This is a genomic window from Ensifer sp. Root423 (assembly GCF_001426275.1).
Lineage (GTDB): Bacteria > Pseudomonadota > Alphaproteobacteria > Rhizobiales > Rhizobiaceae > Ensifer > Ensifer adhaerens.
This window is the reverse complement of record NZ_LMEG01000034.1, coordinates 1-15552: the sequence shown is the minus strand read 5'-3', so window position 1 is coordinate 15552 and position 15552 is coordinate 1. Positions and strand designations below refer to the sequence as shown.

The 15552-nt window shown below is 63.6% G+C and carries 11 protein-coding genes and 1 pseudogene; 3 read left to right on the top strand and 9 right to left on the bottom strand.

Annotated elements, in window-relative coordinates:
• Window positions 1-45: 45 nt before the first annotated feature.
• From ASD01_RS23720 to ASD01_RS23700, 5 genes are read right to left on the bottom strand one after another with little or no spacing between them, the layout of a single operon-like run.
• Window positions 46-1554, bottom strand: a complete 1509-nt coding sequence (locus tag ASD01_RS23720; protein ID WP_034803039.1) for an aldehyde dehydrogenase family protein — start codon at window positions 1552-1554, stop codon at window positions 46-48.
• Window positions 1554-2333, bottom strand: a complete 780-nt coding sequence (locus ASD01_RS23715) for an enoyl-CoA hydratase/isomerase family protein (protein WP_034803042.1) — start codon at window positions 2331-2333, stop codon at window positions 1554-1556. Before ASD01_RS23715 ends, ASD01_RS23720 begins: the two co-directional genes overlap by 1 nt.
• Entirely contained in the window at window positions 2326-3945 is a 1620-nt protein-coding gene (locus ASD01_RS23710) for an acyl CoA:acetate/3-ketoacid CoA transferase (RefSeq protein ID WP_156623698.1), read from the bottom strand. Before ASD01_RS23710 ends, ASD01_RS23715 begins: the two co-directional genes overlap by 8 nt.
• Window positions 3946-3949: 4 nt before the next feature.
• A complete protein-coding gene (locus ASD01_RS23705) occupies window positions 3950-4951 on the bottom strand; it encodes a Gfo/Idh/MocA family protein (RefSeq protein WP_060529992.1) in 1002 nt (333 codons plus the stop codon).
• Window positions 4948-5988, bottom strand: coding sequence for a LacI family DNA-binding transcriptional regulator (locus tag ASD01_RS23700; protein WP_034803047.1), 1041 nt, complete (start codon window positions 5986-5988; stop codon window positions 4948-4950). The genes ASD01_RS23705 and ASD01_RS23700 overlap by 4 nt, the downstream gene beginning before the upstream one ends.
• 297 nt (window positions 5989-6285) lie before the next feature.
• On the opposite strand from ASD01_RS23700, the gene ASD01_RS23695 reads away from it, so the two are divergent.
• Window positions 6286-7458 carry a dihydrodipicolinate synthase family protein gene (locus ASD01_RS23695; RefSeq protein ID WP_034803050.1) on the top strand — a complete coding sequence of 391 codons (1173 nt, stop codon included), beginning with the start codon at window positions 6286-6288 and terminating at the stop codon, window positions 7456-7458.
• An 88-nt stretch (window positions 7459-7546) separates the two neighbouring features.
• On the opposite strand, the pseudogene ASD01_RS23690 reads toward ASD01_RS23695, so the two are convergent.
• Window positions 7547-9582: pseudogene (locus ASD01_RS23690) on the bottom strand (TonB-dependent receptor domain-containing protein).
• Between the two features lie 276 nt (window positions 9583-9858).
• Here ASD01_RS23690 and ASD01_RS23685 point away from each other — a divergent pair.
• On the top strand, window positions 9859-11334 hold the full coding sequence (locus tag ASD01_RS23685) for a glycosyl transferase family protein (RefSeq protein WP_082572986.1): 1476 nt from the start codon (window positions 9859-9861) through the stop codon (window positions 11332-11334).
• Window positions 11335-11351: 17 nt separating this feature from the next.
• Here the strand turns inward: ASD01_RS23685 and ASD01_RS23680 are convergent, their stop codons facing one another.
• The 3 genes from ASD01_RS23680 to ASD01_RS37305 all read right to left on the bottom strand — a co-directional run bounded on the left by ASD01_RS23680 (window position 11352) and on the right by ASD01_RS37305 (window position 14333).
• Complete coding sequence (locus ASD01_RS23680; protein ID WP_034803053.1) at window positions 11352-13415, bottom strand: M3 family metallopeptidase; 2064 nt, start codon at window positions 13413-13415, stop codon at window positions 11352-11354.
• A gap of 106 nt (window positions 13416-13521) precedes the next feature.
• The gene (locus ASD01_RS23675) at window positions 13522-14163 is read right to left on the bottom strand and encodes a LysE family translocator (RefSeq protein WP_034803056.1); all 642 of its coding nucleotides are present in this window, start codon (window positions 14161-14163) and stop codon (window positions 13522-13524) included.
• Window positions 14164-14210: 47 nt separating this feature from the next.
• The gene (locus ASD01_RS37305) at window positions 14211-14333 is read right to left on the bottom strand and encodes a hypothetical protein (RefSeq protein ID WP_256385288.1); all 123 of its coding nucleotides are present in this window, start codon (window positions 14331-14333) and stop codon (window positions 14211-14213) included.
• Between the two features lie 323 nt (window positions 14334-14656).
• On the opposite strand from ASD01_RS37305, the gene leuB reads away from it, so the two are divergent.
• On the top strand, window positions 14657-15552 hold an 896-nt coding region (gene leuB / locus ASD01_RS23665; RefSeq protein ID WP_244495301.1), incomplete at both ends, for a 3-isopropylmalate dehydrogenase.

Here is a 15552-nt window from a genome sequence, read left to right as displayed (position 1 = left end):
TGTTCTCCCCATCGTCCGCATGTCCTCTCCTCCCCTGTTTCAGCCTTAGCGCGGCATCCACCAGCCGGTACGCGGCCCCATATGCATGTTGAGCGTCTTGGTCTCGGTGTAATCCTCGACCGAATGCCGGCCGAGTTCGCGGCCGAGGCCGGACTGGCGGTAGCCGCCGAAGGGCAGTTCCGACGCGCCATCCATGAAGGTGTTCATCCAGATGGTGCCGGCGCGCACGCGGCGGCCGATCGTCAGGCAGGTGTCGAAGTCGCGGCTCCACACACCGGCCGAAAGACCATAGTCGATCGCATTGGCGATGCCGATCGCCTCTTCCGTCGTCTCGAAGGTCAGCACCGAGAGAACCGGGCCGAACACTTCCTCGCGCGCCACCGCCATGTCCGGGCGCACGGAAGAAAGGATCGTCGGAGCCATGAACTGGCCCATGCCGAGATCGAGCGCGGTGCCGCCATGGGCAACCGCAGCGCCATCCTTCGAAGCAGCAGAAACATAGCTGGCGATCTTTTCCAGATGCTGCGGCGTGATGATTGCGCCGACCTGGGTTTCCGGATTGAGCGGATCGCCGACCTTCACCTTGGCCGAGAGCTCGGCGATGCGGCGCGTCACCTCGTCGGCGATGTCACGGTGCAGGATCAATCGCGAGCCGGCATTGCAGCATTCGCCGGCATTGAAATAGGCGCCGAAGACGGCGGCATCGATGAATTCGTCGAGATTGGCGTCGGGGAAAACGATCTGCGGGTTCTTGCCGCCGAGTTCCAGCGAGACCTTCTTCAGCGTCTGGGCAGCATTGGCCATGGTCAGGCGGCCGACGCCGGTCGAGCCGGTGAAGGACACCATGTCGACATCCGGATGCGTCGTCATTGGCGCGCCGACCTCCGGCCCCGTGCCGGTGATGATGTTGACCACGCCGGCGGGAACGCCGGCGGCTTCGAGGATTTCACCGAGCAGCAGCGTCGAGGCCGAGGTCAGCTCGGACGGCTTGACGACAGTGGTGCAGCCAGCGGCCAGCGCAAAGGGCAGCTTCTGGCTGACGATCAGGAACGGGAAATTCCAGGGCGTGATGATCGAGACGACACCGATCGCCTCGCGCAGCACGACGCCAAGTGTACCGTCACCGAGCGTGTTGTAGCTTTCGCCATGCAGATCGCGGGCGAGAGCCGCGGCGTAGCGCCAGATATCGGCGGCACCGCCGAGTTCGCCCTTGGCTTGGCTGATCGGCTTGCCGGATTCGATCGCATCGAGATAGGCAAGCTCATCGGCGCGCTCGGCAATGATATCGGCTGCGCGCAAAAGCACCAGCGAACGCTGCGAAGCGGTCATGCGCGGCCAGGTGCCCTCGTCGAAGGCACGGCGTGCGGCAGCAATCGCTTTTTCGGCGTCGGCCTTGGTGCCCGCCTGATAGCGGCTGACGACGACGCCGTGGCCCGGCGCCACGCGCTCGATCGTACGGCCCTCGGCGCTGTCCACCCATTTGCCGTCGATCAGCATCTGGAAGGCGCGAACCTTTTGGCCCTCGATCGGCTTGGGTTTCACGAGCACGGTCATTACCATTCTCCCTTGAATTGGGCTTCACGCTTTTCGGAGAAGGCGGCGACACCTTCCTTGAGGTCGCCGGTCTTGGCGACAAGGATCGAGCCGAGCGCTTCGACTGCGGATCCGTTGTCTTCGCCATTCGCCGAAGCGAGCATCAGTTTCGAAATCTCAAGCGCCGCAGGCCCGCGCTTGGCGACACGCGCCGCGTAATCGCGGGCAGCGGCCAGCACCGTGCCCGTCTCGACGACGGCATCGACCAGACCTTCGCGCAGAGCAGCCTCGGCGGTGAACATCTCGCCGCCAAGCACCATGCGCCTGACGATCTGGGCGCCAAAGCGAGAGACGAGGCGCTGCGTGCCCGACCAGCCGGGAACCATGCCGAGGCTCGTTTCCGGCAGGCCGATCTTGATCTGCGCTTCGGCCAGCCGGATATCGGCCGCCGCCGCCAGTTCCAGCCCGCCGCCAAGCGCATGGCCGTTAAGAGCGGCGATGACGGGCATGCGCAGCGTCGCCAGCCGCTCGAACACGCGATGACCGAACCGTACCCAGTCATGCCCGAAGGCAGGCGCATCCATGCCGCCCCAGGCTTTGATGTCACCGCCGGCCGAAAATGCCTTGCCCTCGCCGGTGAGGATGACGACACGCACATTGCGGTCGGCTTCAATCTCGTCGCAAGCCGATGCCAACGCCTTCAGCATGTCGATATCGAAAGCGTTGAGCTTTTCCGGACGGGCGATCGTCATGATCGCGACAGCACCGTCGACGCCGATGCGGATACGGCCCTCAGCCACGGTCGCCTCCCTGAAGCCGGCGCGCCGGCTTCTTCGGCAGTTCAAGACCAAGCAATGCATCCTGGAACAGACCCGCATCCATGGTCTTCAGTCTGTCGGAAACGATCATTGGGAATTCCGACTGGTCGAGAATATGCGCCTGCAGGTCGACCCCCGGCGCGATCTCGGTCAGCATCACGCCCTCGGGCGTCAGCTTCATCACGCAGCGCTCGGTGACATAGGTGATGTCCTGGCCCTGCTCGATACCGCGACGGCCTGAGAAGGTGACGTGTTCGACCTCGTTGACCAGCTTCTTCAGCTTGCCTTCCTTTTCGATCACCAGTTTGCCGTCGGCGACCGCGAGCTTGGCGCCGGCATTGAACATGCCGGAGAAGACGATCTTCTTCGCCCGTGCCGTTATGTCGACGAAACCGCCGGCGCCGGCCGTCACATGCGGGCGGAAAGAGAGTTTCGACACGTTGACCGAGCCGTTGCGATCGATCTCAAGGAAGGAGAGCAGCGAGGCATCGAAGCCGGCGCCCTGGAAATAGGTGAACTGGTAGGGCGAGGGCATGAAGGCATCGGCATTGGACGCGCAGCCGAAGGCGAAGTCGAGCAGCGGCACGCCGCCGACAGCGCCCTGCTCGATCACCCAGGTGACCGCACCGTGCAGCCCCTCTTCGAGCAGGATGCGCGGCACATTGGCCGAAATGCCGAAGCCGAGATTGACGGCGCTGCCGGCTTCAAGCTCCTGCGCCACGCGGCGGGCAATGACCTTCTGGATATTGAATTCCGGCACCCGGAAACTGTCGAGCGGCCGGAAGATCTCGCCGGAAATCGCCGGATCGTAAAGCGTCTGGGTCGTCTGTTTCTGGTCGGGATCGACGATGACATAATCCACCAGCACGCCCGGCACGCGCACGTCGTGGGGTTTCAGTGAGCCTTCCTTGGTGATGCGCTTGACCTGGGCAATGACGATGCCGCCATTGTTGCGGGCAGCGAGCGCCTGGTCGAGACCACCGAGATAGGCGCCCTCGTGCTCATAGGTGAGATTGCCGCGCTCGTCCGCCGTCGTCGCGCGGATGATCGCCACTTGCGGCGCGATCGCCTTGAAATAGAGCCAGTCCTCGCCTTCGAACGAGACCTTCTTCACCACAGGCTCAGCCGCGGCCGAAGCATTCATGGCGCAGCCTTCGCGCGACGGATCGACGAAGGTGTCGAGGCCGATCTTGGTCATCACGCCCGGGCGCTTGGCCGCCGCCTCGCGGTGCATGTCGAAGAGGATGCCGGAGGGCACGTTGTAGGCTGCCACTTCGTCAGCGCCGATCATCTGCCAGATCAACGGCGGTTCCGCACTCGACGGACCCGAGGGATAGGAGCCGCCGATGATCTTCTTCAGCAGACCCTTCTTGGCGATATAGTCGACGCCCTTGATGCCGCTCATGTCGCCGGCGGCAATCGGATGCAGCGTCGTCAGGTCGCGTGGGTGGCCGGTCGTCTCGAACCGCTCGCCGATCGCCTTGAGCATCAGATCCGGGCAGCCGAGGCCGCTGGACGAGGAGACCGAAACCACCGCGCCATCCGGGATCAGGGCAGCCGCTTCGGCCGGCGAGATGTGCTTGTTCATCGACATGAGTTCAAAGTCCCGTTTCGATCGCCACGGCCTGGCCGGTGGCCGCCGCCTTGACGACGGCAAGGCCCGTTGCCAGCGACCAGACGCCATCCTCGCCCGTCGCAGATGGACGGCCGTTGCCCTGGGCAGCGGCATGGAAAGCGGAAAGCGCTGTTTCGTAGAGATTGCGGTGGTCGAGCGTCAGCTCGCTCTCGCCATCGGCGTTGCGCAGCGTCACCGTGCCTGTCGGCTTCTGCGTCATCACGTTGCGGCCGATCAGCGATCCTTCGGTGCCATGCACCTCAAGACCGGTCTCTGCGTATTTGGTGGTGAAGGCATCGTGGAACTGTGCGATGACGCCGGAGCGGAAGTGGATGACACCCATGACACCATCCTCCAGGCCTTCCTTGCCCATGCCGGCACTGTGACTGATGGCAACGGCGTCGATCGGATCGTCGTTGAGGATGAAGCGCAGCGTATCGGCGTCATGCACGGTGATGTCGAGAATGACGCCGCCGCCGGCGTCCGGCCTCTCCAGTCGCCAGCCCTGGAGATGCGGCGGCAGATAGACGGCGTGGAAGACGCGGGCTGCAATCGGCCGGCCGATCCTGCCCTCGGCGATCGCATCGCGCATTGCGCGGTGGCTGGCGGCATTGCGCAGGTGGTGGTTGGTAGCAAGAACGACACCCGCCTCCTGCGCTGCGCTCACCATGTCACGCGCATCCTCCAGCGTCATCGCCAGCGGCTTCTCGCAGAGCACATGCTTGCCGGCAGCGATCGCCGCCAGCGTCTGCTCGCGATGCAGTTCATTGGTGGTGGAGACATAGACGGCGTCGACATCGGGATCGCCGACGAGTTCGGCAACAGTGGTCACCGACTTGGCGATGCCGTTCTCCTCGGCGTAAGCCGCGCCGCGCTCCGCGCTCGTGCTCATGACGGAGACGACCTCGCCTCCGGCGGCGCGGATTGCGCCGATCACCCATTCGCGCGCAATCGTGCTTGCGCCGATCAGACCCCACCGTGTCATGCCAGTGCCTCCCTTTTTCTCTCGACTGCTGCGCCGCAGCTCTGGCGAACGACGAGACGAACCGAACCGACGATCGCTTCCGGCTCCGCCTTACCGGCCTTGATCTGCTTCAACAGCAGCTCGGCCGCCCGTTGGCCCATGCCTTGTGGATCGACGGACACCGTCGTCAGCGCCGGAACTGCTGTCTTCGCCTCGATCACGTCGTCGAAACCGATAACGGCGAAATCGGCACCCGGCTCAAGCCGCCGGGCCCTCAGGCCATCGCAGACGCCGAAAGCGACCGCATCATTGAAGCAGAGTGCGGCCGTCGGCCGGTCGGCGAGCATCATCGCCTGCTCCACCGCCGTCACCCCGCCGGCACGCGACGGCGCCGAACCGATGATCAGCGATTCCGAAACCGGCATGCCGGCCTCGACGAGCGCATCGCGGTAGCCGCGCATGCGCGCCTCGAAGACGGCGGTGTCGGAAAAACCGCCGAGGAAGGCGATGCGCTGGTGACCACGTTCGATCAGATGACGCACCGCGGCCACGGCACCAGCGTGGTTGTCGGAGATCAGCGAAGAGACATTTGCCCCGGCAATGTCGCGGACGACGAGCACGACGGGAATGCCGCTCTCGACCAAAGGCGCAAGATCGGCCGCTTCGGTGCCACGCGCCGGCGAAATGATCAGGCCGGAAACGCCATGCTCGCGCATCGACGCGACCACTTCGCGCTGGCGCTCGATCTTTTCGCCGGTATTGGCAAGAAACTGCACGAAGCCTGCCGATTGCACGACCGCATCGACGCCGACGGCGAGTTCCGCAAAGAAGCTGTTGGTGAGATCGTTGACGACGATGCCGATGATCTTGGACTTCGATTGCCGAAGATTGGCAGCGCCGCGATTATAGACATAGCCGAGATCGCGGATGGCGGCATTCACCTTGGCGCGCGTCGCCTCATTGACGAGCGAGCTGCCCTGAAGAACGAGCGACACGGTCGACTTCGACACGCCGGCAGCGTGCGCAATATCGATGACCGTTACCCTCTCCTTGACCACAGCATCCTCCCGAATTCTTCTGCCTGCTTTCTTCTTTCATAATTGGAACGTTCCAATTTCGTCAAGAGTTGGCTGATCACTTTTTTCACGTCCGGCCGCGTTCGGTGCAGGCAAAAGGCACCTCGAGAAGCGTAGCGACCTGCGGTTTGACGGATTATTTAATTGAATTTAAATGACATTATCGGAGATCCGCAATCGTCTGGAGGAGGATCGCCTCGCCTGAAAAACATTGCCGCTTGCCATTTGGAACGATCCAAAGTATTCCAAGGCAAACGTCCGCGGAGGAGACCAACCCCAATGACAAGCCTGACGCTGCCGCGCCAAGACGGCTCGCTTGAACAGTATCGCCTGACCGGAACGCCGATTGAACGGCCCAACACGCCGCCGACCTTCAACCGCATCGCCTATGCGGCCGCCCATGTGGTCTCGGATCCGCTCAAGGATCTCGATCCCTGGGGCAACCCGGCGATCGACTGGGATGCGACGATGGCGTTTCGCCATCACCTCTGGAGCCTGGGTTTCAAAATCGCCGAGGCGATGGACACCGCCCAACGCGGCATGGGCCTTGCCTGGCCGGGCGCGCAGGAGTTGATCCGCCGCTCGCTCAGCGATGCGCGGCAGGTAGCGGGCGCCGATCTTGCCTGTGGCGCCGGCACCGACCATCTTGCGCCCACCGATGCGCGCTCGCTTGACGATGTGATTGCCGCCTATGAGGAACAGGTCGGCTTCGTCGAAGGCGAGGGGGGCAGGGCGATCATGATGGCAAGCCGGGCGCTCGCCCGCGTAGCGCAATCGGCCGACGACTATCGCTTCGTCTATGGCCGCATCCTCGGCCAGACCAGGCACAAGGTGGTGTTGCATTGGCTCGGCGACATGTTCGATCCGCAACTTCGGGGCTATTGGGGTTCGGAGAATTTCGACCAGGCGCTCGATACGGTGCTCTCGATCATCGAAGCCAACCGCGACAAGGTCGAAGGCATCAAGATTTCGCTGCTCGAAAACGCCAAGGAAGTGGCACTGCGCAATCGCCTGCCCGAAGGCGTGCTCTGCTTTACCGGCGACGACTTCAACTATGCCGAACTGATCGAGGGCGACGGCACGAAGTACAGCCACGCGTTGCTCGGCATCTTCGATGCGGTGGCGCCCTCCGCCTCCAAGGCACTCGCGGCGCTGGCGAAGGACGATCTCGCCACCTTCCGCGGCGTGATCGAGCCGACCGTGCCCCTGTCCCGCAAGATCTTCGAGGCACCGACACAGTATTACAAGGCCGGCGTCGTTCTCCTCGCCTGGCTGAACGGCCACCAGCGCCACTTCACCATGCCCGCCGGCATGCAGTCCGCCCGCGGGGTGCTGCACTACGCCGATATCTTCCGCCTCGCCGACCGCGCCAATGTGCTCGACCGGCCGGAACTGGCGCTCCAGAGAATGAAAAGCCTGCTATCGACCCTCGGCGTGGACCAAAGCGCCTGAGAAAGAGCGGCGCTTGAGAAATGACAGACGGCGCCTTCCGGGCGCCGTCTGTTTTCGATCGGGAGCCGGGCAGGGACCGGCCGGACGATCAGAATGTTGCCGTTAGGCTCATCCAGAAGCGGCGGCCTTCCATAACCGTGTTGAAATCGGTCTGCTCGACTTCCTTGTCGAAGAGATTGTAGACCGCAGCGTTCAGCGTCAGGCCCTCGCCGACATCATATTTCGTGCCGATATCGACCGTCGTATAGGCGTCGTACTTGCGGCCTTGCTGGCCGTTGATCGTCACCGGCTTGCCGTTGGTGCCGATGCGCGGACCGGCGGCGATCTCTTCGCCGTGATAGTTGACGGAAGCCCAAGCTTCTAGCCCTTCGACCGGCGTGTACCAATCAGCCCTGAGATTGGCCATGTGTTCCGGCGTGCGCGCCAGCGGGAAGCCGGCAAAGGTACCGGTCTTCTGTTCGGACTGCGTGTAGGTGTAGCTCGCGCGAAGTGTCAGATCCGGCGTCGCATTCCAGGTCGCGGTCAGCTCGACGCCCTGAATGATCGCGTCGTCGATATTGTAGTTGTACCAGAGGCGGTAGTTCGGGTCCTCGCTCCAGCGCACCGGATTGCCGGCCGAATCCAGCACCATCGAGTTGGAGATCTTGTCCCGGAAATCCGTATAGAAATAGGTACCGCCGAGAATGACGTCGCCATTGTCCCAAACCGCGCCGATTTCATAGCTCGTGCTCGATTCGGCCTTCAGGTTCGGGTCGGCGATGATCACGCCGCAGGTGCCGGTCGGACCATAGGAGCAACCGCCACCGCCGGTCGTATAGGCATAACCCGGCGCGATGCTGCGGATATCGGGCGCACGGAAGCCGGTGGAAATGCCGCCCTTTACCGTCAGCATGTCGGTCGCGTTCCAGACGCCGTAGATGCGCGGGCTCAAGTGGTAGCCATATTCCTCATGATGATCGAGACGCAAGCCCGTAGTCAGCGCGAAGTCATCGACCATGCGCCATTCGTCTTCGGCAAACAGCGCCCATTGCGTCGCCGAGAAGGTCTCGTTCAAGCCCGTGCGTCGACCCGGGTTCTGTCGGAAAGCCGCGCCTCGAAATATTGCCCGCCAGTCACCAGCGTGTGGCTGCCGCCGAGATCGAAGGGAGTGGTGAACTTGCCGTCGATGACGGTGTTGCGCACCTCGGGCGCGCGCGGCTGCTTGACGAAGCGACCGTCTGCGTGGCTGTAGTTGTAGGTCCGGCGCTCCGCCCATTCCTGCAGGATGGAGAAGTCAGACGTCGTCGGTCCCCAGCGCCCCGTATGGGAGAACGACCAGTGATCGCGGTCGTTGTCGTTGTAGGTGCTGACCGCGCGCGGTCCAGGCTCGATCGTCTTGCCGACATTGGCATCGCGGCGAAGCCGTGCGGTCCCGCCTTCGAGGAAGAAGTCATGATCCTCGTTCGGCGTATAGGAAAGCCGCGCCGTCAGATCGTGTTCCTTCGAACCGGTGATGCCGGAAAGGAACCTGTCCTCACTGCGCTTCAGGCCGCGGCCCCAGATCTGTACGCCGAGCGTGTCTTTCAGGATCGGCCCGCTGGTATAGAACGACATTTGGCCCGAATTGCCGAACTGCTTGTGCTGCTGCATCGTGCCGTCGGTGGTAAACGAGCCGGTCCAGCTGTCGGCGACCTTGCGGGTGATGATGTTGATGACCCCACCCATGGCATCGGAACCGTAGAGCGACGACATCGGCCCACGGACGATCTCGATACGCTCGATGGCGGCGGCCGGCGGAATGAAGCTCTGCTCGAAACCGGAGTTGCCATTGGTGCGCGCGTCACGCGTGCTCTGGCGCTTTCCGTCGACAAGAATCAGCGTGTAGGAGCCGGGCAGGCCGCGGATGAAGATGTCGCGCTCGTTGGCGACACCGGTCACCGCAACCCCTTGCGCGTCGCGAAGCGCATCGGTGAGATCGCGGAACGACCGCTTTTGCAGGTCTTCGCCCGAGATCACCGTGATGCTCGCCGGCGCATCCTTGACGTTTTGCTCGAACCCGGTCGCCGTCACCACAATCTGCTCGAGTTCGGTCGCCTTCTCCTTTTCCTTGGCCTTCTGTGCCAAGGCTTCCGTCGGCACCGTCAGCGCCGTGCCGGCGAGGCAGGCGCAGACGAAACGATGTGACCATCCGGCCGAGCCGCACCGGTTCCAGCGGTCCCCTTGCCGCTGCTCCTCGGTTTCGGTCTCAGGCCCCATCCGCTTCATCATCTTCGCCCCGCATATATCTTGAGTAATGAACTCCACTTAGTTATTGGCGAGGGAGACGGTCAACGACGCTGTTTTGGAACCGTTCCAAATACGAAACGACGCAAAACAGCGCCCGCGAATATGCCGGATGAGACAGAAAGGCGGGACGGAACCATGGCGAAAGCAACGGCGAGCGTGACAGGAGGCGCGTCGGCCTCCAACGAACGTCAGACGGATCTGAGCAAGCTGCGCCTGCTCCTGGCGCTGGACGCACTGCTACGCGAAAACAGCGTCAGCCGTGCCGCTTCAAGCGTCGGTCTGCAGCCCTCGGCAATGAGCCGCTTGCTCGGTCAATTGCGTGAGGACTATGCCGATCCGCTGTTCCTGCGCACAGGTCATGGCCTGCGCCCGACCCCGCTTGCCGAGTCTCTGCGGCTACGCGTGCGCGCTCTTGCCGCAGAGACCGAAGCCCTGCTTGACGCACGCGCCGCTGGCTCCGCGTCCGCACCCACACAGACAGGTCACGCCGGCTGGGAAGGGCAGGCACTGACCGACGCACCACCGCTGGCGGTCCGGCCAAGCCGCCTGCTTGAGGGGGAGCCGGCACCGGAACAGTTCGCCGCAAAGCTGGCCGAAATCGGCGACGATGCCGCCCCTGAACGACGATTGGCTCGCTGCATCGCGACTGTCGGCACCGGCGCCGGCCGCAGCCGCCCCTTGAGCAAAGAGGAGGCCGAGGACGCGCTGGCGATCATCCTTGCCGGCGAAGCGGACCCGGTGCAGATCGGTGCGCTGATGACGGTGCTGCATTATCGCGGACCGACGGCGGTGGAGGTGGCCGGTTTCGTGCGCGCCATGCGCCGCCATATCGGCGCAATTGAACCGGGAAACGGCATCGCCGACCTCGATTGGCCCTGCTACCTCTCGCCCAAATTGAAGACTGCGCCCTGGTTCCTGCATGCGGCACGGCTTGTCGTCGATGCCGGGCATCGCGTCGTGCTGCATGGAAGCTACGGTGAAGAGGGTACGGATCGGCACAAGCTGGAGGTGGCCGCTTCCGCAGCCGGCATCCCGGTTTGCACGTCGATCACGGCCGCCAAGACAGCGCTTCGGTCGGCAGGCATCGCCTATCTGCCGCTCTCGGCCTTTGCGCCGCAGGTCTATCGCTTGCTGGGGCTCTATCGGCTGATGGAGATGCGCATGCCGCTAAACGCCGCCATACACCTCATCAATCCGATGGGCGGACGGACAAGCCTGCTCGGCGTCGCCAATCCCTCGAGCCGCACGCTCAGCCGCGACATCGCCATGCTGCTCGGCACGAGAGAGTTGACGATCCTCGGCAACACCCGCGACCACGCTGAGTTCACGCCCTACCGCCAGACGCCCCTTTTCCGCCTTGTCGGCGGCGAAGCCTCCGACGTCATCATTCCCGCGAAAATCGCGCCGCCGGCCGAACCGCGCACCGGCTTGAGCAGCCGCGAATACTGGCAGGCGGTTTGGACTGGTGCTGCCCGCGACGAGCGCGCGGAAACCACCATCATTACGACGGCGGCTGCCGCCCTTGTCAGTCTGCGCAATTACGACGACTTCGAGGCTGCTTGCGAGACAGTGCGGGGACTTTGGAACAACCGATCACGCCGGATGGCGTGATCGGAGTTCCGCGTGGCTCAGGCAGCCAGGCCCTTTTTCGCGAGCATCGCATCCGGGCTCGGCAGTTTGCCGCGAAAGGCCTTGTAGGCATCCTCCGGATCGATCGAGCCGCCGACCGAATAGATGTTGTCCTTGAGGCGGGCGGCCATGGCCGGATCGAAGGCGTTGCCGGTTTCCTCGAAGGCGGCGAAGGCATCGGCGTCGAGCACTTCCGACCACATGTAGGAATAGTAGCCGGCCGAGTAGCCGTCGCCCGAGAAGACGTGCAGGAAGTGCGGGCTGCGATGGCGCATGACGATGGATTTCGGCATGCCGATCTCATCGAGCTTCTTGGCTTCGAGCGCCATCGGTTCCGCCGTCACCGCGGCCGTATGATAGGCCATATCGACCAGTGCGGACGACGTGAACTCGACTGTTGCGAAGCCCGAGTTGAAGGTTCGCGCCGCCAGCACCTTGTCGAGCAGCGCCTGCGGCATCGGCTCGCCGGTCTGGTAGTGCACCGCATAACGCTTCAGGATCTCCGGCACCGTCAGCCAATGTTCGTAAAGCTGCGACGGCAGCTCGACGAAGTCACGCGACACACCCGTGCCGGACACCGAAGGGTAGGTGACGTTGGATAGCATGCCATGCAATGCGTGCCCGAACTCGTGGAAGAGCGTTCGGGCATCATCGAGCGACAGCAGCGCCGGCTTGCCCTCGGCGGGCTTGGCGAAATTGCAGACGTTGTAGATGATCGGCAGCTCGCCTTCGGCGCCATTCTTCAGCTTGAGCTTGTGCTGCGACTGGAACGAACTCATCCACGCACCGGAGCGCTTCGAAGACCGGGCGAAGTAGTCGCCAAGGAACAATGCCACCAGCTTGCCGGATGCATCCTTGACCTCGAAGACGCGCACGTCGGGATGGTAGGCGGCAATGCCCTTCTTCTCCGCCGCGGTAATGCCGAACAGACGCTTGGCGACATCGAAGCAGGCCTCGATGATCTTTTCGAGCTGCAGGTAAGGCTTGAGTTCGCCTTCGGAGAAATTGAACTTCTCGGCGCGGAGCTTCTCGGCGTAATGGCGCCAGTCCCAGGGCATGACGTCGTGATTGCGGCCCTCGTCGGCAACGAGCCGGGCAAGCTCGGCCTCTTCCTCGCGGGCGCGGGCAACCGCCTTTTCCCAGACTTGCATCAGCAGGCCGTTCACGGCAGTGGGCGTCTTCGCCATGGTATCGTCGAGCTTCAGCGACGCGAAGTTATCATAGCCGAGCAGCTTCGCCTTTTCGGCCCGCAGCGCCAGCATCTCGGCGATCAGCCCGCGATTGTCGGTGTCGCCGCCATTTTCACCGCGCGCGATCCAGGCGCGGAAGGCCTGCTCGCGAAGCTCGCGATTGTCGGAGAAGGTCAGGAACGGTTCGATGATCGAGCGCGACAGGGTGACGGCATACTTGCCCTTCTGGCCGCGGTCTTCGGCAACCGCCGCCATGGCGTCGCGCAGGAAGTCCGGCAGGCCGGCGAGCTGTTCCTCGCTCTCTAGGAACAGAACCCAGCTCTTCTCATCGGCGAGCACGTTCTGCCCGAACCTGGCGCCGAGACCGGCGAGTTTCTCGTTGATCGCTGCCAGCCGCTCCTGCTCCGGCTTTGCGAGCTTGGCGCCGGATTTGACGAAACCCTTCCAGTGGCGCTCGAGTACGCGCGTCGCTTCAAGATCGAGGCCAAGCCCTGCGCGCCCTTCCCACAGCGTGTCGATGCGCTTGAACAGCGCCGCATTCATGCCAATTTTCGAATAGTGCCGGGACATCTTCGGCGCGATATCGCGCTCCAGCGCCTGGATCGTCTCGTTGGTGTCGGCGCCGGCCTTGTTCCAGAAGATCGAGGATACGCGCGACAGTTCGTCACCGGCGATCTCCAGCGCAATGATCGTGTTTTCGAAGGTCGGCGCCGCCGGGTTTTCGGCAATCGCGTCGATCTCCGCCTCATGTTCCCTGAAAGCCGCGTCGAACGCCGGAGCAAAATCCTCGTCCTTCACCAGGTCGAAACGCGGCAGGCCTTCGTGGCCGGTCCATGCGGTGAGCGCGGGATTGAGCGGGGTGCTGGTGGTCATCAGAAATCCTTTCGCATGCGGTCCGACGCGGGGCCGGGGAGGGGCGTCGCTTATCTATGACATCAGGACGCGGAGGCAATGGAGGTGGTCGTGAGGGGGCTTGCCGTCAAGGCCTGCGCAAACCGAGAAGCCCGGGGGCAGCGTGCCAGACCGCCTGAACGGCAAAGCCGATGAACAGGAGACCGGAGAGCCGGACGATCGCGAGTTCGTGGCGTCGGTAGAAACGCCGCACGACGGAGGTGCCGATGATGACGATCAGGATCAGATCGGCCACGAGAAATCCGATCAGCGAGACGCCGAGCAGCGCCGGCAGCGCATCGAACTCGAGCGCGTTGGCCGAGCTGGCAAGCAGCGCCGTGAAGGTTGCGAGCGCTACCGGATAGCCCTTGGGATTGGTGAGTCCAAAAATCAGTCCGCGCCTCAAAGGACGCTCGACTGTCACGAGCGCGCGGTTCTCGCCGGCGGGGCGTGCGCGCAATGCCGTCCAGCCGATCCAGCCGAGATAGGCGCCGCAGAAGAGACCGAGGATATCGAAAATCGTCGTGCCGACGGAGCGCGCGCCGACGATTGCGACCAGCGCCAGGGTCGACCAGAGAACGTCACCGGCAAGGTGTCCGCCCATGAACAAGGCGCCTGCCTTGCGCCCCTGGCCGGCGCCGATGCCGAGCAGCGCCAGAAACGCCGGTCCGGGAATAAGGACGTAGGAGAGGGCGGCGAGAAAGGCTCCAATCAGCAGCGTCTCGGACATGGCGGGTTCCCAGTTGTGTTACCCGCATTCGATCCGGAGGCACCGTTTCAGTCAAGAGGAAAGCTAAGCCAACTATAGGAAGACGCGGCTGAGCGCTTGCCGGAAGTAAAGGTCAGGTTCTTGGTCGTGGCGCAGATATGGGCGGCGACGGCGTGAACAAAATTGCGCATGTTTTTCTCCTCGAGGGATCGACGGCCAGGCAGGTACGCGGCTTCTGGGCCATGATCGCAGTGCCTCGACCGATCAGCTGTTCCGTAGGGAACGTTCCGCTCGCGGGCGCGCACAAATCTTTCGTTTCGCCGATTTCCCTCGATACGAAGTTGCGCTAGAACGCGGCCGAGTTTTCCCCCCGCGAGAAGGACTATCCATGACTGTGCGCAACCTCTTCCTTCTGCCCGGCGACGGCATCGGCCCGGAAGCCATGGCGGAAGTCCGCAAAATCATCGCCTACATGAATGCCGAGCTTGGTGCCGGCTTCGTGACGGACGAGGGNCCCGGCGACGGCATCGGCCCGGAAGCCATGGCGGAAGTCCGCAAAATCATCGCCTACATGAATGCCGAGCTTGGTGCCGGCTTCGTGACGGACGAGGGCCTGGTTGGCGGTTCGGCCTATGACGCCCACGGTCAGGCGATCTCGGAAGAGGACATGGCAAAGGCGCTTGCCGCCGATGCGGTGCTGTTCGGCGCCGTCGGCGGTCCGAAGTGGGATGCGGTGCCCTACGAGGTTCGCCCGGAAGCCGGTCTGCTGCGYCTGCGCAAGGATCTCGARCTCTTYGCCAACCTGCGCCCGGCGATCTGCTACCCGGCGCTTTCCGCCGCCTCGTCGCTSAAGCCGGAACTGGTCGAAGGCCTCGACATYCTGATCGTGCGCGAGCTGACCGGTGGCGTCTATTTCGGCGAACCGAAGGAGATCGTCGATCTCGGCAACGGCCAGAAGCGTGGCATCGACACCCAGGTCTATGACACCTACGAGATCGAGCGCATCGCCGGCGTCGCCTTCGAGCTGGCCCGCACCCGCAACAACCGCGTCTGCTCGATGGAAAAGCGCAACGTCATGAAGTCGGGCGTGTTGTGGAACCAGGTGGTGACCGAGACGCACAAGGCGAAGTACTCCGACGTCCAGCTCGAGCACATGCTGGCGGACGCCGGCGGCATGCAGCTGGTGCGCCAGCCCAAGCAGTTCGACGTCATCGTCACCGACAACCTGTTCGGCGACATGCTGTCGGACGTGGCSGCSATGCTCACCGGCTCGCTCGGCATGCTGCCCTCGGCCTCGCTCGGCGCRCCGGATGGTGTCAGCGGCAAGCGCAAGGCGCTCTATGAGCCGGTGCATGGCTCGGCACCCGACATTGCCGGCCAGGGCATTGCCAACCCGATCGCGATGATCGC